The following is a 20,734-nucleotide window of genomic DNA, read 5'->3' on the forward strand; positions in this document are numbered from 1 at the left end:
GGCGTGGACCGCGCAGTGCGGGGCTGGGTGGAGACGTGGACAGTGCGCCGTCGGCGCGGCAGGGTGTGGCAGTGCAGTGAGTACCCGAGAGCACACTTCCGGACTCGTCGTCCTCGCCGTGGACGACGAGGTGGCCGGGCTCGACGAGACGAAGTACCTGCTGGAGTCGAATCCCCGCGTGGGGCGCGTGATCAGCGTGTTCGACGCGGCGGAGGCGCTGCGCGTGCTGCGCGGCGACGACCCGGAGCTCGCGCGGCGGGTGGCCGAGGACTTACCCCCCGTCGACGTGGTGTTCGCCGACGTGTCCATGCCCGGCCTCAGCGGCATGGAGCTCGCGCGCGTGCTCTCCGCGTTCCGCCGCCCGCCGGCGCTGGTGTTCATCACCGGCCACGAGGAGAACGCGCTGGAGGCCTTCGAGGTCGGCGCGATCGACTACATCATGAAACCCGCGGACACCGAGCGCGTGGACCGCGCGCTGCGGGCCGTGGAACGCGACGCGCGGGTGAACGCGGCGGTCGAGCCCGGCACCCAGCAGGAGGCGCTGACCTCCTCCGACCCGGGCGAGGACGACGAGGTCATCCCCGTCGAACTCGCCGGCACCACGAAGCTCGTGCCGCGCCGCTCGGTGCGCTGGGTCGAGGCCCAGGGCGACTACGCCCGCCTGCACACCGCGGAGGGCTCGCACCTGGTGCGCATCCCGCTGGCGCAGTTGGAGGAGCGGTGGGGCGACGCCGGGTTCCTGCGGATCCACCGCTCGTACCTGGTGTCCCTGGCGCAGGTGACCGAGCTGCGCATGTCCTCCTCGGGGTACTCGGTCGTGCTCGGCGACCCCGAGGAGGAGCTGCCGGTCAGCCGCAGGCACACGCGGGAGTTGAAGGACCGGTTGGTGCGGGCCCCGCGCCAGGGCTGGGAGTAGCGCGACGTCATGGTCCGCGAGCGCATGACCCGCCAGATCGCGGACCGGCGCGGCCGGTTCGCCACGTCCTCCCGACCCCGCCGGAAGCGCGTGGTGCTGGCCGACCGGCGGCGGACCCGGCAGGTCGCGCGCACCATGATGGAGCTGGAGGAGCAGACCAGCGTCGGTGAGGTGCTGGTGCGCCACCTCGTCCGCGCGCAGCTGCGCACGGTGCTCGCGGCCGCTGGGCTGCCCGCGCTCGTGCTGCTGTCCCTGCCGCTGCTGCTGTGGGCGTTCCCGGCGTTCGCGCGCGCGAGCGTGCTCGGCGTCCCGCTGCCGTGGCTGCTGGTGGGAGTGCTGATCTACCCGTTCCTGCTGCTGGTCGGCGTCGTGGCGACGCGGTTCGCCGAACGCCACGAGCGGGAGTTCGTGCACATGGTGGAGCAGCAGTGACGCCGGACCCGTGGTCGCTGACCGGCATGGTGGCCATCGCCGGTGCGACCCTGGCGATCGGCCTGTGGGCGGTGCGTTCGGCCCGCACGACGACGGACCCGTCCGCCGCGCGCCGCCTCGTGCCGGCCGAGCGCAACGCCGCGGCGATCTCGGGCGAGTTCCTCTCCGCCGCCTCCTTCCTCGGCGTGGCGGGGCTGGTGGTCAAGGAGGGCGCGGACGCGCTGTGGTACCCGGTCGGCTTCGCCGCGGGGTACCTGGCGCTGCTGCTGTTCGTGGCCGCCCCGATGCGCCGCTCCGGCGCGTACACGCTGCCGGACTTCGCCGAGGCCCGGTTGGACTCGCCGCGGCTGCGGCGGGTGTGCACCGCGTTCGTGGTGCTCGCCGGTCTGATGTACCTCGTCCCGCAGCTGCAGGGAGCGGGGTCGACGCTGGCCGCGGCGACGGGGCTGCGGTTCGCCGCGGCCCTGGCCGTCGTCGTCGCGGTGGTGGTGACCAGCGTGCTCACCGGTGGCATGCGGGCGATCACCGTGGTGCAGGCCTTCCAGTACTGGGTGAAGCTCTTCGCCGTCACCCTGCCCGCGTTCGCCCTGTTCGTGGTGTTCCTGGGCGCGCGGGCGGACGTGCCGCAGGAGCTGGATGCACCGGCGCCGCCCGTGTTCGAGCACGCCACGACGGTGTCGGTGGACACCGACGTGCTCCTGCGCGTCACCGCTCCGGCCCGGCTGGAGCAGCGCACCGGCGGGCAGGTGAGCACCGTGCAGCTGCAGCCGGGCGAGCACGAGATCAGCGCGGGAAGCGAGCTGCGGTTCCCGGCGGGGAGCCCGGCGCCGGTCGTCCTCGGTGCGGAGGCGACCAACGCGGAGTGGTTGCGGCCGTTCAGCGGTGGTGCGGGCGAGCTGGTGGAGACGTACTCGCTGCTGGTGGCGACGTTCTTCGGCACGATGGGGCTGCCGCACGTGCTGGCGCGCTTCTACGCGAACCCGAACGGGCATGCGGCGCGGCGCACCGCGTTGTACGTGCTGGCGCTGCTGGCCACGTTCTACCTGTTCCCCGCGGTGTTCGGGCTGCTGTCCCGGTTGTACGTGCCGCAGTTGCTCGTCACCGGCCGCACGGACGCGGCGGTGCTGCTGCTTCCGCAGGCGATGCTGGACAACTGGGTGGGCGGCCTGCTCGCTGCGGTGACGGGTGCCGGTGCGTTCGCGGCGTTCCTGTCCACATCGACCGGTCTGGTGGTGAGCCTGGCCGGGGTGCTGGCGGTGGACGTGGTGCCGGAGCGCTTCCGGGACGTGCGCTCGATGGCGGTGGCGGCGTGCCTGGTGGCCGCCCTGGTGGCGCTGGTGGTCGGCGGGCAGGACCTGGTGCGCAGCGTGGGCATGGCGTTCGCGCTGGCCGCTTCGACGTTCGGCCCGGTGCTGGTGCTGGGGGTGTGGTGGCGCGGGTTGACCGCGGCGGGCGCGCTCAGCGGCATGGTGACCGGCGGGGTGCTGGTGCTGGTGTCGCTGGTGGCGCACGTGCTCGCCGGGGCGGGTGCGGAGGTGTGGTGGTCGGCGCTGCTCGGCCAGCCCGCGCTGGTGACCGTCCCGCTGGCGTTCGCGGTGACCTGGGCGGTGAGCGCGGCGACGCGCGGCCGGGTGCCGCCCCGCGCGGGCCGGGTGATGCTGCGGCTGCACGCGCCGGACCGGTTGGGCTTCCACGAGCGGGAACCGGGACCGCGGCACGACGCGCAGGTCCCGCGGCGCGGCGGGCGGCACCACCGCGAGTAGCCCGCCCACGGGACCTCCGCGCGCAGCAATGCTCCGCGCGGAGCATTGACAGCGGCGGAACCGCCTCGCCGAGCGGTGGGAATTCCCGGGTCAACCGCTGAACGGGTGCAGTCCCCTGTGGAATGTGCGGGAACCCCCGCCGGCGTCACTCGATCGTTAGACCCGCGCCTTCCGGCGTCCCTTCACAATTCCTGCACGCCTCCGTAGCGTTCGCAGGCCGAACCGACTGTCCAGGGGCGACAGCGACGTCGGTTCCGAGTTGGGGAGCCGCTATGTGGAAGGAGCACAGTGAGCACGACTGACGAGCACGAGCCCGGGGCGGGAAATCCTCCCGAGACCTGGGCTGACGTGCAAGCCGGTTCCGAGTTCGCGGACCTGCGGCGGCGATTGCGCCGCTTCGTCTTCCCGGTGTCCGCGCTGTTCTTGGCGTGGTACTTGATCTACGTGCTGCTCGCCGACTACGCGCACGGGTTCATGAGCATCAAGCTGGTCGGCAACATCAACGTCGGCCTGGTGCTGGGCCTGCTGCAGTTCGTGTCGACCTTCGCGATCACCACGCTGTACGTGCGTTTCGCCAACCGACGGCTGGACCCGGCTGCCGAGCGCATCCGGGAGGAAGTGGAAGGAGACGACCGGTGATCCGGCCCGCACTCGAGCTCTCCCCGCTCGCGCAGAGCCCCACCTCGGAGAACCGGTGGCTGAACATCGCGATCTTCACCCTGTTCGTGGTGGCCACGCTCGTGATCGTGTTCCGCGTCAGCCGCAACACGCGCAGCGCCACCGACTACTACGCCGCCGGGCGCGCGTTCTCGGGCGCGCAGAACGGCATCGCCATCTCCGGTGACTACCTCTCGGCCGCCTCGTTCCTCGGGATCGCGGGGGCCATCGCCGTCTACGGCTACGACGGGTTCCTGTACTCGATCGGCTTCCTCGTCGCGTGGCTCGTGGCCCTGCTGCTGGTGGCCGAGCTGCTGCGGAACACCGGCCGCTACACGATGGCCGACGTGCTCAGCTTCCGCATGCGGGAACGCCCCGTGCGGACCGCGGCCTCGCTGTCCACGTTGGCCGTGACCTTCTTCTACCTGCTGGCGCAGATGGCCGGTGCGGGCGGGCTCGTCGCGCTGCTGCTCGGCATCGGCAGCCGCGCCGGGCAGTCGCTGGTCATCGCGATCGTCGGCATGATCATGATCGTGTACGTGCTCATCGGCGGGATGCGCGGCACCACGTGGGTGCAGATCGTCAAGGCCGCGCTGCTCATCGCCGGCACCGGTGTCATGACCGTGTGGGTCATGGCCATGTTCGGGTTCAACCTCTCGGGGCTGATGGGCTCCGCCGTGGACAGCGCGGGCCCGGGCGGTGAGGCGCTGCTCAACCCGGGTGCGAAGTACGGCGAGTCGGCGATGAGCCGCCTGGACTTCGTCTCGCTCGGCGTGGCCCTGGTGCTGGGCACGGCGGGTCTGCCGCACGTGCTCATGCGCTTCTACACCGTGCCGACGTCGAAGGAGGCGCGCCGCTCGGTCGTCTGGGCCATCTGGCTGATCGGGCTGTTCTACCTGTTCACGCTCGTGCTCGGCTACGGCGCGGCGGCCCTGGTGGGCCCGGAGACGATCGAGAACGCACCGGGCGGGGAGAACGCGGCGGCGCCGCTGCTGGCCTTCGTGATCGGCGGCCCGCTGCTGCTCGGGTTCATCTCCGCGGTCGCCTTCGCCACGATCCTCGCCGTGGTGGCCGGTCTGACCATCACCGCTTCCGCCTCGTTCGCGCACGACATCTACACCAACGTGATCAAGCGCGGCGAGGAGGACAGCGAGAAGCAGGTCAAGGTCGCCCGGATCACCGCCGTGGTCATCGGCCTCGTGTCGATCCTCGGCGGGATCGCCGCGAACGGGCAGAACGTGGCCTTCCTCGTGGCGCTGGCCTTCGCGGTGGCCGCCTCGGCGAACCTGCCGACGCTGCTGTACTCGCTGTTCTGGAAGCGGTTCAACACCACCGGTGCGCTGTGCAGCATCTACGGTGGTCTCATCAGCACCGTCGGGCTGATCGTCTTCTCGCCGGCGGTGTCCGGTTCGGAGGACGCGATGCTCCCGGGCGCGGACTTCGCCTGGTTCCCGCTGTCCAACCCGGGCCTGGTGTCCATCCCGCTGTCGTTCCTGCTCGGCTACCTGGGCACGGTGCTGAGCAAGGAGCCCCACGACGCGGAGAAGTACGCGGAGATGGAGGTGCGGTCGCTGACCGGCGCCGGGGCCGAGAAGGCCACGGCCGAGCACTGAGCGCTCGAGCGCTGAGCGACCGGAACACCGGCAGCGGGCCCGGCCCGCGCCCGCCGACCCGGCGGCGCGCGGCCGGGCCCGCGTGGCAGCATCGGGGCGTGACTACTCCAGTGCCTGGTCAGATTCCCGGTGTGCAGCCGGAGGACATGCCCGCGCAGATCCCTGAGGGCAGCGCCCTGTTGGACGTCCGCGAGCACGAGGAGTGGACCGCGGGCCACGCCCCCGAGGCGGTGCACATCCCCATGGCGGAGGTCCCCCAGCGGCTCGACGAGGTGCCCGAGGCCGACCAGCTGTACGTCATCTGCCGTTCCGGCGGCCGGTCGTCCAAGGTCACCGCGTACCTGAACGCCAACGGTTGGGACGCGGTCAACGTCGAGCGCGGGATGAACGGCTGGGCCGCGAACGGGCGCAGCGTGGTCTCCGATGACCCGGACGCGGAGCCGTACGTGCTGTGACCGCGGAGCCGCAGCGCCCACCGGTGCGGTGGGTCGCCACACCGCCGGGAGCTCCGCGCTCCCGGCCGGTGCGCCGCGGCCCGCACCGCTACACCGGTCCGCCCGCGTACGCCGCCCCGCCCCGGTGGGGCTTCCCGCGGGTGGCGTGGCGGCGGCCGCGGGGCGTGCCCGCGGACCTGCGCGCGGACGCGGGCGCCCGCACGGCCGCGATCACGCGGCCGACCGCCCTGTGGCTGCGGTGCACCGCCGTTGTGGCGCTGCTGGCCCTCGGTGCCGAGCTGTGGCGCTACGGGCTGCTGCTGATGAGCCGCTCGGGCACGTTGTCGGCGGCGGTGGTGGCCGCCTCGGACGCGCTCGTGGTGCTCAGCGAAACGCTGCTGCTGGTCGCGGCGGTGATCAGCGCGGGGTGCGCGCTGGTGTGGCTGGTGCGCGCGCGGGCCGCGGCGGCCCGGGGCGCCGGGGTGCGCAACGCCCGCTCGGACTGGACCGTGGTGCTCGGGACGCTCGTGCCCGGGTGGAACCTGATCGTGCCCGGTGCCGCGCTGGCGGAGCTGGAGCACACCGCGCTGATCGGCACCGGGGACCGCAGCTCGTCCGGGCGGCCGGTGCCGTCGCCGCTGGTCCGCGTGTGGTGGGCGTGCTGGTCGGCGAGCCTGCTGCTCGGCTGGACCGGGATCGCCTGGGGTTTCCGCGACGGCGTGCAGGCGGAGGCCGACGGCGTGCTGCTGCACGCGTGGATCGCCGCGGTGGCCGCGGCGGTGGCCGTGCTGTCGTCCCGGGTGGTGCTGCACCTGCGGCGGCTGCTCGCGCCGCTCGACCCGACCGAGCTGCGGCGCGACCGCGTCGTCGCGGTGCGCGGGGCCGAACTGCCTCCGCGGCGTGCACGCCCCCGTGCCTCACCTCGGTGACACTTTCGCCGTGTAGGTCACAGTTGGCGGACACTGTTCACGCTGCGTCAGCACACTGAGGGTGTGCCGCAGTCGACCCCGGAAGTCGTCGCGCATCGTGGAGCCTCGGCCGACCGCGCCGAGCACACGCGCGGCGCCTACGAACTGGCCATGCGACAGGGCGCCGACGCCGTCGAGTGCGATGTCCGCGTGAGCAGGGACGGCCAGCTCGTCCTCGTGCACGACCGCCGCGTGGACCGCACGTCCAGCGGGAGCGGCGTGGTGAGCACCCTGACCGTTCCCGCGATGTCCGGCTGGGACTTCAGCAGCTGGCAGCGGCGCTGGCCGGCCTCGGCGGACCGGCTGCTGTGCGACCCGCCGTCCCCCGAGCGCGGCGTGCTGACGCTGCCCGAACTGCTCGGGATGATCCGCGACTTCGCCCGGCCGGTGCGGCTGTTCGTCGAGACCAAGCACCCGGTCCGCTACGGCGGTCTCGTCGAGCGGCTCCTGGCGGGCGAACTGCACCGCCACGGCATGCTCACCGCAGGAGAGCACGATCCCTCGGCGGTGATGATGTCCTTCTCCTCCGCCGCTGTGCGCCGCTTCCGCGGGCTCGCCCCCACCGTGCCGACGGTGCTGCTGTTCGAGGGCGGGCGGCGCTGGCGCTCCGGCGCCCTGCCCCCGTGGGTCGACCACGCCGGGCCGGGCATCGACGTCGTCCGCTCCGACCCCGGGTTCGTCGCCCGCGCCGCGCGGCACGGGCACGGCACCTACTGCTGGACCGTGGACGCCCCGGACGACATCGCGTTGTGCCGGCAGGCCGGGGTGCGGTACCTCGCGACGAACGCGCCCGCGGCCACCCGCAGCCACCTGAACCGGCTCGCCCCGGCCGAGCGCGTGGCCGCCTGACGGTGCGACCGGCCTGCGGCGGTGGCATCGCGGCGGCCCGACGGCGTGGCGGGCTGACTCATGGCCGCTTGCGGCGTGGAAATGCGGAGCTCCGGCGGTCGCGTGGCCCGCTCGATCGAGCCGCTTGGCGCAATGGCGGCCATTTCGCAAGCACCTCACCGCATCGAGGGGTTTGCGCATTTCTCGAGAAATATCCAAACCCCTGGTCAGGAGGGGTGTTGAACAGCGCGCTCGGGGCCGTCCGCCCCGGTGGCACTCCGAGCGCGAGCAGCAGTGCGAGGGCAGCTGAGGCCGCTGCTGCATTCCCCGGCAGGTCAGACTGCGCGCCGGCTGCGGCTGGTTCCGCCGCGTCGGCTGCCCGAACGCCTGGGATACCGTGCGGGGAGCAATGATCGTCGTCCGCGCGGCCGCGCGTGCACAAGGCGGGAGATCCCGGTGCCCGAGCGAACCACCTCCGAGACCCCCTCCGGCGGAGTGAGCCCCCGGCAGCCCTGCCCCTGCGGTTCGGGCAAGCGGTACAAGGCGTGCCACGGCAAGCGGAAGGGCGCTGCCGACGTCATCGTGACCAGGCCTTTCGAAGGCCTGGCGGCCGAGTGCGAGCTGGTGGCGCTGCGCGAGTTCGTGCCCGCGGCCACGGCGCGGCTCCCGCTGGTCGAGGGCGGCGAGGTCACCGCGGCCAGCGTGCTTCCGGTGGCCGCCGCGGCGATGCGCCGCACCGACGGGCAGGCCTTCGTGGGCATGCAGGTGCAGACGCGCTCCGGTGACGTCAGCCGTGACGTGGCGCGCGCGGTGCAGTGGGTCCGCGAGGCCGCGGCCGGGTCCACGCTGTCCGTGGTCGGACCGGAGGACGCCGCCGCGGATGCGGTGCCGACGCGCCTGCAGGACCTGCTCGACCCCGCGGCGGACCTGGACGTCGTCACGCACGAGGACTTCTCCTGGTGGCTGCCGGAGGGCGTCGAGCCCACCGGCGAGATCGCCACGTCGCTCGAACGCGCCAACGCGGCGATCACACCGACGGTGCGGCTGCGCGGGGTGCGTTCGGCGTACTGGGTGGACACCGGCAGCAAGGCGCACGTGCGCTGGGTCCGCCCCGAGCCGGAGGACCGGCTGGTGGCGGCGCTGGCGCGGTTGAGCCACCGCGATCAGCTCGACCTCGGCGAGGGGACCCGCTACGCCGGTTCGTTCCGCGCGCACGGGCTGCTCGTTCCGGTCTGGGACGTCGACCGCGAAGCCCACGCCCGCGAGTGGGAGGACTCCGCGGCCGCGCTGGGGGCGCGGCTCGAGGAGGCGCTGGCCTCGCTGGACGACGCGCCGCTGTCCGCGGACGAGCGGCGCGTCCGCGAAGGGCTGCGCGGCCGCCAGGTCACCGTGCGCTGAGTCGCGGCGTTCCCGCCCGTCGGGCGTTCATCCTCCACCGGGGGCAAGCTGAGTCGGTGAACCGGCGTGTTCCGTCGGCACTCGGCTGAGGGGGAGCAGCGGTTCTTCGGCCGCTGCTCCCGGTGCGGACGGGCACCCCGTCGAGCCCCCGGTGGTGCCGGGGCGGGAACGGCAGGGGACATGGGGGACGAGGAGTTCACGGAGTTCGTCCGGGCTTGTCTGCCCGAGCTGCTCCGCTACGGCCACGCGTTGACGGGGGACCCGAACGACGCTGCCGACCTGGTGCAGGCCGTGCTGGAGAAGGTCGGCGCGCAGTGGGGGCGGATCCGCGGCGGTGCCGACCCGGCCGCGTACGTCCGCCGGGCCATGGTCAACGCGCACATCTCGCGGTGGCGCCGCGCGGGCAGGGAGACCTTGTTCGCCGAGTGCCCGGAGGTTCCGGCGCAGCCCGAGCGGGACCGGTGGGACGACGAGCCGGTCCGGCAGGCGTTGCGGGCGTTACCCGAGCGCCAGCGTGCGGTGCTCGTGCTGCGCTACTTCGACGGGCTGTCCGAGGGGGAGATCGCCGAGCTGCTCGGCGTCAGCTGCGGCACGGTGAAGAGCCAGTCGAGCAAGGCGCTGAGCACCCTGCGCCGCCGCCTGGAGGCCGAGACCTCCTGAGGCCTGAGCCACGCGACCGAGCTCCTCGCCTCGTCCGGAGGACCTGACGGTGCCGCGCCGGTGTCAATCCCCCACCCGCCTCCCTGTGGACAACCCACCCCTTGGGGACAGTTTGTGCTCCATACGGGTGGGGACAGCTTACAATTTTCATGAAAATTGCGCTCTCTGGAACGAGTCCAGAGTGCGCAGGTGCGGGGAGGTGGGACGCCGGGGCGGGGAGGTGCAGTGCGGGGGGATCAGCTCCGGAGGAGTGCGTGCGGCGCTGCCGGTGTCCTTCTTTCGGAGGAGGTAACGGGAGTTCTTCGCGTGTCGGCGGTTACCGGGAAGCTCGGTGCGGTGGTATGGAACATTTCTGATGATCTGTGCCATGATTGCTGTGATTCGTGCAATTCTTCCGCCTCGGGAGGATGTCGGGGAAGATGCCTGGGAGGGTTCCCGGCAAACCGCCGGGAGAGCTCCGGAGGGCGCCCGGACGGGCGTTCCCGAGGGGCGGGAAAGAGCGCTTCCGTGGGATTCGGGGCACCGGTGGGGACAGGTGAGGTTTGCCTTTCTTTCCCGAGCGGAAGGAAAGGCGAACCAAAGTTCCATGAGGCTTGCCTTGGATGTATCTTGATTTGTTCCAGAGTATGCTGGCGGCATGACCACAGCAGAGAAGTTCCAACAGCAGGACTCGCAGTTCCGCCAGCTTCTGCAGGAGCAGATCAAAAACGAGTTCACGTCGTCGCAGCAGTACATCGCCGTGGCGACCTGGTTCGACAACGAGGACATGCCGCGGTTGGCCCAGCACTTCTACAAGCAGTCCCTGGAAGAGCGCAACCACGCCATGATGATCGTCCAGTTCCTCCTGGACCGGGGGATCTCGCCGAGCATCCCGGCCATCGAGGCGGTGCGCAACGAATTCGGCGAACCGCGCGAACTCGTCGCTCTCGCGCTGGAGCAGGAGCAGGAGGTCACCCGGGAAATCGAGGCCCTGGCCAAGGCCGCGCGCTCCGAGGACGACTACATCGGCGAGCAGTTCATGCACTGGTTCCTCAAGGAGCAGGTCGAGGAGGTCTCGCAGATGTCCACGCTGCTCAACGTCGTGGACCGCTCGCGCGGCAACATGTTCGACGTGGAGACCTTCCTGTCCCGCGAGCAGCTCGGCGACGGCGGGCAGGACCCGACGGCGCCGGAAGCGGCCGGCGGCGCCGTGTGACGGTCGGGACGCGCGGCGCGGCCGCGGTCATCCCCGCAGCACTGGGCAGGACATGCACCGCGGTCCGCCCCGACCCGACCCGAGCTCGGATCCCCGGATGCGGAGGACTTCGATGCCCGCCTCCTCGAGGCGGGCGTTGGTCTCCACGTTCCGCTCGTACGCCACGACCACCCCGGGGCCCAGGGCCAGCGTGTTGTTGCCGTCCTCCCACTGCTCGCGCTCGGCCGTGACCGGGTCCAGCCCCGTGTCGATGACCCGCAACCGCTCGATGCCCATCGCCTCGGCGGCGCTGCCCAGGAACGGTGCGGGCCCCTCGATGCGCACGTCCTCGCCCGCCGGACGCAGCGTGTAGGCGCGCAGCGCATCCCGCACCGCCGGGTACATCACCACCGCGTCCCGGTCGACCATCGTGCACACCGTGTCCAGGTGCATCGACGCGCGCGCCTGCTCGATCGGCACCACGAGCACGGTCCGCGCCAGGCCGTCGGCGAACAGCGAGCGCGCCAAGGATTCCGCACCCGCCGGGGTGGTGCGCTCGCCCACGCCGATCGCCACCACGCCGGGTGCGAGCAGCACGATGTCGCCGCCCTCCACCGGTGCCGAGTGGGCGCCGTAGGCGCGGGGGGCGCGGGTGAACCGCGGGTGGTAGGCGTAGATCAGATCGGTCAGCGCCGACTCCCGGCGCCGCGCGGGCATCGCCAGCGAGGCGATCGCCACGCGCGGCCCGAGCCAGGCCGAGGAGTCCCGGGTGAACAGCAGGTTCGGCAGCGGCTCGACGGCGAAGTCGTGCGGGTGCCGCATCCGCCGCACCAGTGATCGCTCCTCGCCGTCCGGGAGTTCCTCGAAGGTCATCCCGGCGGTGAGCACGTCCGCCAGCCCTGCTTCGTCCGCGCCGGACAGGTGCGCGCGCAGCACGTCGGCCACGTGCTCGCCCAGTTCCCGCTCCCGCACGGCCGCGTGCACCGCCGCGGCGCGGGCGCGCTCGTCCCGCAGCGTCTCCTCGAGCAGGTCGCGCAGCAGCAGCACTTCCACCCCGCGCTGCCGCAGCAGCTCCGCGAACGCGTCGTGCTCCTCGCGGGCGCGCTCGACCCAGGGGATCGCGTCGAAGAGCAGCTGGTCGCTGTTGCGCGGCGTGAGCCGCTTCAGCTCGGGGCCCGGGCGGTGCAGCAGCACCGTTCGCAGCGGTTCGACCTCGTTGTCCACCTGCGCGCGCGTCACGCCGCCACAGCCTAGTAGCGCTGCCGCGGCCCCAGTAGTGCTGCGCGCCGGATCCCGCGGTCGCGGGGTTCCGCGCGTTCCGCGAGCGCGGCCTCCGGAGGCGCGGCCGCGCCGGTCACGGCAGCCAGCCGACGTGGCCGCGCAGCAGGGCGTAGCCGGTGAAGGCGACCACGTCGATGAGGGCGTGGCCGAGGACGAGCGGCCACAGCCGGTTCGTGCGCTGCCAGACGCGGCCGTAGACGAGGCCCATGACGACGTTGCCGACGAACCCGCCGAAGCCCTGGTAGAGGTGGTAGGCCCCGCGCAGCACCGCGGAGGTCCACAGCGCCGCGTTCTCCGAGTGGCCCAGTTGCCGCAGCCGCGTGAGCAGGTAACCGACGACGAGCGCCTCCTCGGCGAAGGAGTTGCCGAAGGCCGACAGCACGAGCACCGGCGCGCGCCACCACGTGTCGTCGAGCGTGGAGGGCTGCACGGTCAGCGCGAGGCCCGCGGCGTGCGCGGCGAGGTAGAACGCGAGACCGGGCAGGCCGATCAGCGCTGCCAGTCCGGCACCGCCCGCGCCGTCGGCCAGCGGCCGCGTGCGGTCCAGCCCGATGCGGCGCGGGCCGAGGCCGCTGCGCCACAGCAGGAGCACGCCGAGCGCTCCCCAGGCCAGCAGGCGCAGCGCGCCGAGCAGCTGGTGCGCGAGGTCCAGCAGGCCGACCCGCGCGCCCGGGGCGTTGAGGGCGACCTGCTGCTCGGACAGCGGTTCGGGTGTCAGCAGCGAGTCGACCAGCGACAGCAGGCTCTGCGCCGCGGACAGGCCGAGCGTGATCGTGAGCACGAGCAGCAGCTCGGCGAGGATCGCGCGGCGCTCCGCCCGGCCGGTGATCGTTTCCGGCTGTGCGGGGCGGGGCGGGGCCAGCCAGGCGCGCAGGCTCACGGCCGGAACCGTACCGATCGCGCACGCGGTGCCGGTGCACCGGCGGGGTGCTGCTCCGCCGGTGCGCTCACCCGCTCTGCTGGGCGGCGAGGAAGGGGCAGCCGACGAGGCGGCGCAGCTCGTGGCTGAGGTGCTCGGTGGTGGTCGCGGGCCGGGAGAAGGCCAGCCGCACGTCGTGGTCCCCGTCGGGGGACTCCACGCGCAGCCGGATGCCGTAGCGGTCGATGCCGAGCGGCCGCAGGTGGCCGCCGCGCAGCTCTTCCGGCAGGTGCCGGGTCAGCAGCCCGACGACGTCGCGGTGGGCCACTTCCAGGTGCCGCAGCCAGCCGTTCTCGAGCAGGCAGAACGGGTCGGGCTCGGCGGCGCGGAACCCCGCGGGGGCGATGGCGCCGCTCTCCTCGGCGTCGGCGAGGACGAGCGAGGCGGACTCGACGCGCAGCACGGACGCGCCGTGGCCCACGTCGAGCAGCCGGGAGTCCGGGCGCTCCTCGGCGACGGCGAGCACGGCGTCGCGCGCGGCGGCCTCGTGCTCGAGCAGCCGAACCCACCCGGTGAGCCACAGCAGCCCGCGCACGGGTTCGCGCACGGGCACGGGCGCCGAGTCGGTGATCTCGAGCACCGCGCCGACCTCCCGCCTGGGGGAGCGCCGGGCGAGGTCGACGAACGCGTGGTCGTCGTCGAGCAGCACCGTGGCGGTGCCGTCCGCGTGCACGTGGTGCAGCAGCGGGGTGCTGCGCTCGGGTTCCACACCGCAGGACAGCAGTTCTGCGCATCCGACGCGTTTGGCGATGGTGCGCGCCCGCTCCGCCGGGCTCGGGGTAGCGGGTCGGCGGGATGTCGATGTCGTCATGTTGCCCACTGCTCTGCTCACCTCCGACTTAGGCAACCCTAAATCATCGGGGGTGGTGGAGAAAGGCGGCGGCCGGGTGATCACCGAGAAGATTCACGGGATGTTCACGCTGCGGGAACTGCTACTCTCCGTGTCTGATCGGCGGGGTGTCGTGCCCGTTTCCAGCCGATTCGAATGACGCAGACGCCCGTGTATCGGGCAACTTTGTTCACTCATCGCCGCGGCATTAGCGTGTCTGCCGTGTCAAGCGCTGTTGAGCTACGCGCGCCCGGTCCGCGCGGCATCCCGCCCCTGTTCGCCCGTCTGGTCGATGACGCGTCGCTGTTCTCCAGCGACACCGCTTCCGCCCCGGGTGCGGTGTCCGCGCACCTCGACGTGCGCGGCGGGGAGTACGCCGGCGTGCTGGGGCCGCTGCTGTGCCCCGCGTCCAGACTTCCCGAGCTGATCACCGAACTGGCCAAGATCAAGCCCAGCAGCCCCGTGCCCCTCTCGCTGGTGTGCGACAGCGGGCTCGGCGGGGTACCCAAGGCCCTGTCCATCATCGAGGGGAGACAGGAGCTGCTGGACTTGCGCATGGTGGAGATGCCCGCCCCGTCCGACGTCGACGACGAGTTCTTGGAGCGCGTCTCCGAGTTCGTGCCCGAGGAGGTCGTGCGCGTCGTGGAGCCGCGCCGCGGCGGCGCCGAGTGGCTCGAGGGCGTTCGCCGGGTGGCCGAGCACGGGTGCTGGCCGAAGCTCCGGTGCGCCGGGCACACCCCCGAATCGGTGCCATCGGTGGACGTCGTGGCCGAGTTCCTCGCGGTGGCCAGCAGCCTGGACGTACCGTTCAAAACGACCACAGGCATGCACGCCGCGGTGCGCGGCGCCGACGAGGGGACCGGAACCGTGTACCACGGCTTCCTCAACCTCCTGGTCGCCACGGCCCGCTCGCTGTCCGGCAAGGACGTGCGCGCGGCCCTGGAGAGCACGGACGGCGCGGCGCTCGCCGAGGAGGCCCGGTCCCTGTCCGAGGCGGCGGCGAGCGCGGTGCGGGACGTGTTCGCCTCCTGCGGTGCTGTTTCGCCGACTGGTCCGGTAACCGACCTGGAAAGGTTGGAACTGCTGTGAGCTGGATCGACGATCCCGAGTTCGCCGCGGACAAGCCCTTCGGGCCGCAGACCCTGCCCTACGGGGTGCTGGTGACCGGTGGTGGACCGGTCGTCGCGGTGCGGGTGGGGCGGCACGCCCTGCCGCTGCGCGGCATCGCGGACCAGCTCTCCGCGCGGCTCGCCGAGCTGGTCAGCGGGGACTCGCTCGACCCGCTGCTGGCCGCGGGCCGCGAGCGGTGGCGGGAACTGCGGGAGCGGCTGATCGAGATCGTCACGGCGGAGCGGGCGCCGCGCGGTGCGGAACTGGTCCGCACCGACTGGCACACCCTGGTGCGCCCGTTCACCGTCGGGGACTACGTCGACTTCTACTCCTCCCGGCACCACGCGGAGAACGTCGGGCGGATCCTGCGCCGCGCCACGAGCCCGCTGACGGACAACTGGACGCACCTGCCCGTGGCCTACCACGGGCGGGCGGGGACGGTGTGCGTGTCGGGCACGGACATCCACCGCCCGTGCGGCCAGCGCCGCGCCTCCGGGGACGCGCAGCCGGCGTTCGGCCCGACGCGCCGGCTGGACTTCGAGTGCGAGGTCGGGTTCGTCTGCGGCGGCGAACCGGCCAGCCAGCTGCGCCCCGGCGAGCTGCCGGAGCACGTCTTCGGCGTCGTCCTCGTCAACGACTGGTCGGCGCGGGACATCCAGGCGTGGGAGTCGCAGCCGCTCGGGCCGATGCTGTCGAAGTCGTTCGCCACGTCCATGTCCGGGTGGATCACCCCGCTCGAGGCGTTCGAGCACGCCCGGGTGGACGTGCCGAAGCCGGAGCACCCGCTGCAGGAGTACCTGGTGGAGGACGAGCCGTGGGGGCTCGACCTGCGCCTGGCGGTGCGGTGCAACGAGACCCCCGTCGCCCAGCCCCGGTTCGTGCACATGTCCTGGTCGCCGGCCCAGCAGCTGGCGCACCTGACGGTCAACGGCGCGTCGGTGCGGCCGGGCGACCTCTACGCCTCGGGAACCGTCTCCGGTCCGGAGCGGGACCAGCGCGGGTGCCTGCTCGAGCTCACCTGGGGCGGGGCCGAGCCGGTCACGCTCGACGACGGCGAGCAGCGCACGTTCCTGCAGGACGGCGACCGGGTGACGCTCACCGGCAGCGCTCCGGGGCCGGAGGGTTCCGTCGTGGGGCTCGGCGAGGTCACCGGGACCGTGCTCGCCGCGCCCCGGCGGTAGGGAGCGCTGCACGCGCGGTTCGCGGCCGGAGCGCTGCGCTGCGGGGCGGGTGCTCGGGGGCAGCCGTCGCCGCCGTGGTTCCGGAAGCCCCACCACCGCTTTTCCGATCACCGGAAGCGGGTTCTGGCGGATCCGCCGGAGATCCCGCGTCTCGGTTGACTGAACGGGCGAAAGAGATTTAGCTCCCCGGTCAATCGATTCGGATGCGATCTTCCGGGGTGATCGGATGAGGTACTCACGCACTGCGGGGCTGTTCGGCAGCGCGCTGCTGGCCGCGACGCTGGCCGGGGCTCCACCGGCGTCCGCGGGGCCGTCCCGCGCCGACGCGTCCCCCGGCGGTTCGGACGCGCGCGCCGGCGGGGCGGCCGCGGAGGATCCGCGCTGCGCCGCGGGGCCCGGGTGGGAGATGTCGACGCGGCGCCTCGACGACGCGTACACCCGGCACGCCTTCGTCGGCAACGGCCTGCTGTCGCAGCGCGTGCCGCCGAACGGGATGGGCTACGCGGCCACCGGGGAGGAGACCGGCTTCCCGCTGGAAACTCCGCGCTACGACGGGGCTTTCGTGGCGGGGAGGTACGGCAAGGCGCCGACGTCGCAGTCCCCTCGGCAGCGCCGCGCGATCGCGGCGCTGCCGACGTGGTCGACGCTCAACGTCGGCACCGGCGAGCACCAGTACACTTCGGACACACCGGCCGGGCGGATCTCCGGGTTCGAGCAGACCCTCAACGTCCGCTGCGGACTGCTGAGCACCTCGCTGACGTGGACCGCACCGGACGGCAGGAAGACCGACCTCGTCTACGAGGTCCTCGCCGACCGCGCCGACCGGCACGTGGGAGCGGTGCGGGTGACGGTGACCCCGCACTACAGCGGCGAAGTCCGCGTCACCGACGCGCTCGACGGCCGAGGTGCGCGGCGCATGCACGCCACCGGCGGCGGGCGCGCGGGCTCCACCCAGCACGTCAGCTTCAGCACCACCGAGGTCGGCGACACCGGCAGCCTCGCCTCGACCCTGCGAGCGGGCCCGGGGGTGCGGGCCGAACCGGCCGGGCACGGCCGGGACGGGCTGACCGCGCGGCAGCGGGTCGCGTTCCCGGTGCAGCAGGGCCGCAGCTACCAGCTGACGAAGTTCGTCGGCGTGGACACCGGCCGGCAGCACGCGGACGCCGCCGCGAAGCACTCCCGCAGCGCCGCCGACCGCGGTTGGGACGGCGTGTGGGAGGAGCACGTGCGCAGGTGGCTGCAGCTGTGGCGCAGCGACGTGCGCACGCCGGGGCGCGAGGACATGCAGCGGTGGCTGCGGTCCACGCGCTACGCGGTGCTGTCGAGCACGCGCGCCGAGGGGGCCCACGCCCTCGGGCCGGCCGGTCTGAGCAGCGACAACTACGCGGGCCTGGCGTTCTGGGACACCGAGCTGCGGATGTACCCGAACCTGCTGCTGCAGAACCCGGAGATCGCCAAGTCGATGGTGGAGTACCGGGAGAAGCTGCTGCCGGCCGCGAAGCGGAACGCCTCCGCGATCGGCCAGCAGGGCGCGTTCTACCCGTGGACCAGCGCCAACAGCGGTGACCTGCAGGAGGACTGCCACAGCTGGGACCCGCCGCACTGCCTGACGCAGAACCACCTGCAGAGCGACGTCGCCTTCGCCGCGTGGCAGTACTACCTGGCCACGGGCGACCGCCAGTGGCTGCGCGAGCACGGCTGGCCGGTGATGCGGGAGATCGCCCGGTACTGGGCCGGCCGCGTCACGCCCAACGACGACGGCAGCTACTCGATCGAGAACGTCGCCGGCCCGGACGAGTACAGCAACGGCGTCGACGACGGCGTGTTCACCAACGCCGGTGCGGCCATCGCGCTGCGCAAGGCCACCCGCGCGGCGCAGGTCATCGGTGCCGACGCGCCGCAGGAGTGGCGGCACATCGCCGACAACCTGCGCATCCCGTTCGACGCGCAGAACGAGCGGTTCGTGCAGTACGCGGGCTACGACGGGCACGAGATCAAGCAGGCCGACACGGTGCTGCTGCAGTACCCGCTGGAGTGGCCGATGTCCGACGAGGTGGCGCGCAACACGCTCGACTACTACGCGCAGCGCACCGATCCGGACGGTCCGGCGATGACGGACGCGGTGCACGCCATCGACGCCGCCGAGATCGGCGAGCCCGGGTGCGTGACGAACACGTACCTCGAGCGCTCGGTGCGTCCGTTCATGGAGGAGCCGTTCGCGCAGTTCTCGGAGGCGCGCGGGGAGACCGCGGGCGAGGACGCGGGCGCTCCCGCGCTGAACTTCCTCACCGGTGGCGGTGGTTTCCAGCAGGCGTTCACGCACGGGTTGACCGGGCTGCGGCTGCGCGAGGACGCCGTGGAGCTGGACCCGATGCTGCCGCCGCAGCTGGCCGAGGGCGGTGTGGAGCTGACCGGGTTGCACTGGCAGGGCCGCACGTTCGACGTCCGCCTCGGGGGCGAGACGAGCACGGTCGAGCTGCGCTCGGGCGAGCCGTTCACGGTGCGCACCCCGGAGGGCGAGCGCGTGGTCAGCGACGGGGCGCCGCTGACGATGAAGACGCGGCGACCCGACCGTGCGCCCACGGACAACGTGGCCCGCTGCCAGCCGGCTCAGGCCACCTCGGCGGAGCCGGGCAAGTACGCGGAGGCCGCCGTGGACGGCAGCGAGGCGACGGCGTGGGTGCTCGACGAGCGCTCCGGCGCGCTGACCGCGGACCTGGGCAGGCCGCAGCAGGTCGGCAGGATCGTCGCGCAGTTCTCCGAGGTGCGGCCGGAGCAGGTGCGGCTGTCCACCTCGCTGGACGGGGAGCACTTCACGCCCACCCCGGCCGAGCCGGAAAACCCCCGGTTGGCCCGGTTCGTCCGGGTGGAGCTGACGGGGCCGGCCGATGCGGAGAAGCACGCGGGGTTGCGCGAACTGCGCGTCGAGTGATCGCATGTCCGCTCACCGGGAGGTCGCCGGTTCGCGGGACGAAAGTCCCGCCGAACCGGCGACCTCCGACCGTGGGAATCGGGACATCTGACTCTGCGCAGTCGATCGTCACCGAGCCAGGGTGGAGTCGTGGACCTGCTCGACATCGCCCGCTGGCAGTTCGGCATCGTGACCGTCTACCACTTCGTGATGGTCCCGCTGACGATCGGACTGTCCATCCTCGTCGCCGCGATGCAGACAGCGTGGTACCGCACCGGTAAGCAGCGGTACCGCAAGATGATGCTGTTCTGGGGCAAGTTGATGATGATCAACTTCGCCATGGGCGTCGTCACCGGGATCGTGCAGGAGTTCCAGTTCGGCATGGCCTGGAACGCCTACTCCCGGTTCGTCGGGGACGTCTTCGGCGCGCCGCTGGCCATGGAAGGCCTCATGGCGTTCTTCGTCGAGTCGGTGTTCCTCGGCCTGTGGATCTTCGGGGCGGGGCGGCTGTCCAAGGGCGTGCACCTCGCCTGCATCTGGGCGTTCTCCCTGGCCACGGTGCTGTCGGCGTTCTTCATCCTCGCGGCGAACTCGTGGATGCAGCACCCCGTCGGCGTGGAGATGGTCGACGGGCGCCCGCGCCTGACCTCGATCGGAGCCGTGCTCGGCAACAGCACCCTGTGGGCCGCGTGGCCGCACACCATCTTCGGCTGCTTCGCCGTGGCCGGGTCGTTCCTCATCGGCATCTCCGCCTGGCAGCTGTGGCGCCACCACCGCGGCTCGGACCGCGAGGAGGAGAACTACCGCGCCTGGCACGGTTCGCTGCGGCTCGGCGCCTGGGTCGGGCTGGTCGCGTTCATCGGCCTGGCGGTCAGCGGTGACGTGCAGGGCAAGCTCATGTTCGAGCAGCAGCCCATGAAGATGGCCTCGGCCGAGGCGCTGTGCCACAGCGAAGCGCCCGCGTCGTTCTCCATCTTCGCCGTCGGCGACGTCAGCCGGCCCGACTGCGAGGACGTCAAGAGCTTCACCGTCCCCTACGTGCTGTCGTACCTGGCCGAGGGCGACTTCAGCAGCGAGGTCGACGGCGTGCAGTCGCTCATCCCGCAGTACCAGGAGAACTTCGGCACGCACTACCCCGACGACCCGCGGCTGGGCCCGCTGGCCGGCCAGCCCGTCGACTACGTGCCGAACCTGCCGGTGACCTACTGGGGCTTCCGCCTCATGATCGGCTTCGGCGGCATGGCCGCGCTCGGCGCGGTGCTCGTGCTCGTGCTCACCCGCAAGCGGCGGTTCCCGCGGCACGGCATCTGGACGCTCGGCGCCGTGCTGAGCATCGCCCTGCCGTTCCTCGGCAACATCGCCGGCTGGGTGTTCACCGAGATGGGCCGCCAGCCGTGGGTCGTGGCCCCCAACCCGGATCCGTCCGGAGTGGACGGTGTCTGGCTGCACACCGCGCAGGCCGTCTCCGGGAACCTCGCCGCGGGCGAGATCCTCACCTCGCTGATCACGCTCGGCGTGCTCTACGGGGTGCTGCTCGTCGTCGAGCTGTTCCTGATCGTCCGCGTCGTGCGCGGCGGGATCACCGAGGAGGAACCGACCGGGTCCGGAGGGGACGGCGAGGACCAGGCCCTGTCGTTCGCGTACTGAGACGCACCGTCAA

At 72.4% G+C, this 20,734-nt stretch carries 18 protein-coding genes; 15 read left to right on the forward strand and 3 right to left on the reverse strand.

What is annotated here, in order from left to right:
• Positions 1-76 precede the first annotated feature (76 nt).
• From ACYVJE_RS05995 to ACYVJE_RS06045, 11 genes are all read left to right on the forward strand, one after another.
• Positions 77-916, forward strand: coding sequence for a LytR/AlgR family response regulator transcription factor (locus ACYVJE_RS05995; protein ID WP_459157841.1), 840 nt, complete (start codon positions 77-79; stop codon positions 914-916).
• Between the two features lie 24 nt (positions 917-940).
• Positions 941-1,348 carry a hypothetical protein gene (locus ACYVJE_RS06000; protein WP_459157842.1) on the forward strand — a complete coding sequence of 136 codons (408 nt, stop codon included), beginning with the start codon at positions 941-943 and terminating at the stop codon, positions 1,346-1,348.
• A complete protein-coding gene (locus tag ACYVJE_RS06005; RefSeq protein ID WP_461143652.1) occupies positions 1,345-3,111 on the forward strand; it encodes a sodium/solute symporter in 1,767 nt (588 codons plus the stop codon). Before ACYVJE_RS06000 ends, ACYVJE_RS06005 begins: the two co-directional genes overlap by 4 nt.
• Positions 3,112-3,399: 288 nt before the next feature.
• Positions 3,400-3,750, forward strand: coding sequence for a DUF485 domain-containing protein (locus ACYVJE_RS06010; RefSeq protein ID WP_459157844.1), 351 nt, complete (start codon positions 3,400-3,402; stop codon positions 3,748-3,750).
• The gene (locus ACYVJE_RS06015) at positions 3,750-5,381 is read left to right on the forward strand and encodes a solute symporter family protein (RefSeq protein ID WP_459160117.1); all 1,632 of its coding nucleotides are present in this window, start codon (positions 3,750-3,752) and stop codon (positions 5,379-5,381) included. The genes ACYVJE_RS06010 and ACYVJE_RS06015 overlap by 1 nt, the downstream gene beginning before the upstream one ends.
• A gap of 146 nt (positions 5,382-5,527) precedes the next feature.
• Positions 5,528-5,836, forward strand: coding sequence for a rhodanese-like domain-containing protein (locus ACYVJE_RS06020; RefSeq protein ID WP_459160118.1), 309 nt, complete (start codon positions 5,528-5,530; stop codon positions 5,834-5,836).
• The gene (locus ACYVJE_RS06025) at positions 5,833-6,744 is read left to right on the forward strand and encodes a DUF4328 domain-containing protein (RefSeq protein WP_461143653.1); all 912 of its coding nucleotides are present in this window, start codon (positions 5,833-5,835) and stop codon (positions 6,742-6,744) included. The genes ACYVJE_RS06020 and ACYVJE_RS06025 overlap by 4 nt, the downstream gene beginning before the upstream one ends.
• Before the next feature lie 63 nt (positions 6,745-6,807).
• Complete coding sequence (locus ACYVJE_RS06030; RefSeq protein ID WP_461143654.1) at positions 6,808-7,632, forward strand: glycerophosphodiester phosphodiesterase family protein; 825 nt, start codon at positions 6,808-6,810, stop codon at positions 7,630-7,632.
• Between the two features lie 435 nt (positions 7,633-8,067).
• The gene (locus tag ACYVJE_RS06035; RefSeq protein ID WP_461143655.1) at positions 8,068-9,009 is read left to right on the forward strand and encodes a DUF5926 family protein; all 942 of its coding nucleotides are present in this window, start codon (positions 8,068-8,070) and stop codon (positions 9,007-9,009) included.
• A gap of 180 nt (positions 9,010-9,189) precedes the next feature.
• On the forward strand, positions 9,190-9,669 hold the full coding sequence (locus tag ACYVJE_RS06040; protein ID WP_461143656.1) for a SigE family RNA polymerase sigma factor: 480 nt from the start codon (positions 9,190-9,192) through the stop codon (positions 9,667-9,669).
• 637 nt (positions 9,670-10,306) lie between these two features.
• A complete protein-coding gene (locus ACYVJE_RS06045; protein WP_459157849.1) occupies positions 10,307-10,864 on the forward strand; it encodes a ferritin in 558 nt (185 codons plus the stop codon).
• A 27-nt stretch (positions 10,865-10,891) separates the two neighbouring features.
• On the opposite strand, the gene ACYVJE_RS06050 is transcribed toward ACYVJE_RS06045, so the two are convergent.
• The 3 genes from ACYVJE_RS06050 to ACYVJE_RS06060 form a co-directional block, all read right to left on the reverse strand.
• On the reverse strand, positions 10,892-12,067 hold the full coding sequence (locus ACYVJE_RS06050) for an arginine deiminase (RefSeq protein WP_461143789.1): 1,176 nt from the start codon (positions 12,065-12,067) through the stop codon (positions 10,892-10,894).
• Positions 12,068-12,197: 130 nt separating this feature from the next.
• Positions 12,198-12,998, reverse strand: coding sequence for a CPBP family intramembrane glutamic endopeptidase (locus tag ACYVJE_RS06055; RefSeq protein ID WP_459160120.1), 801 nt, complete (start codon positions 12,996-12,998; stop codon positions 12,198-12,200).
• A 73-nt stretch (positions 12,999-13,071) separates the two neighbouring features.
• On the reverse strand, positions 13,072-13,854 hold the full coding sequence (locus ACYVJE_RS06060; protein WP_459157850.1) for a DUF2470 domain-containing protein: 783 nt from the start codon (positions 13,852-13,854) through the stop codon (positions 13,072-13,074).
• Between the two features lie 240 nt (positions 13,855-14,094).
• Here ACYVJE_RS06060 and ACYVJE_RS06065 point away from each other — a divergent pair, with 240 nt between their 5' ends.
• From ACYVJE_RS06065 to ACYVJE_RS06080, 4 genes are all read left to right on the forward strand, one after another.
• Complete coding sequence (locus ACYVJE_RS06065) at positions 14,095-14,961, forward strand: hypothetical protein (protein WP_461143657.1); 867 nt, start codon at positions 14,095-14,097, stop codon at positions 14,959-14,961.
• Complete coding sequence (locus ACYVJE_RS06070) at positions 14,958-16,163, forward strand: fumarylacetoacetate hydrolase family protein (protein WP_461143658.1); 1,206 nt, start codon at positions 14,958-14,960, stop codon at positions 16,161-16,163. The genes ACYVJE_RS06065 and ACYVJE_RS06070 overlap by 4 nt, the downstream gene beginning before the upstream one ends.
• 226 nt (positions 16,164-16,389) lie before the next feature.
• On the forward strand, positions 16,390-19,095 hold the full coding sequence (locus ACYVJE_RS06075) for a glycosyl hydrolase family 65 protein (RefSeq protein ID WP_461143659.1): 2,706 nt from the start codon (positions 16,390-16,392) through the stop codon (positions 19,093-19,095).
• Between the two features lie 129 nt (positions 19,096-19,224).
• Positions 19,225-20,721, forward strand: coding sequence for a cytochrome ubiquinol oxidase subunit I (locus ACYVJE_RS06080; RefSeq protein ID WP_461143660.1), 1,497 nt, complete (start codon positions 19,225-19,227; stop codon positions 20,719-20,721).
• Positions 20,722-20,734: the final 13 nt, after the last annotated feature.

Source organism: Salinifilum aidingensis (genome assembly GCF_054782015.1).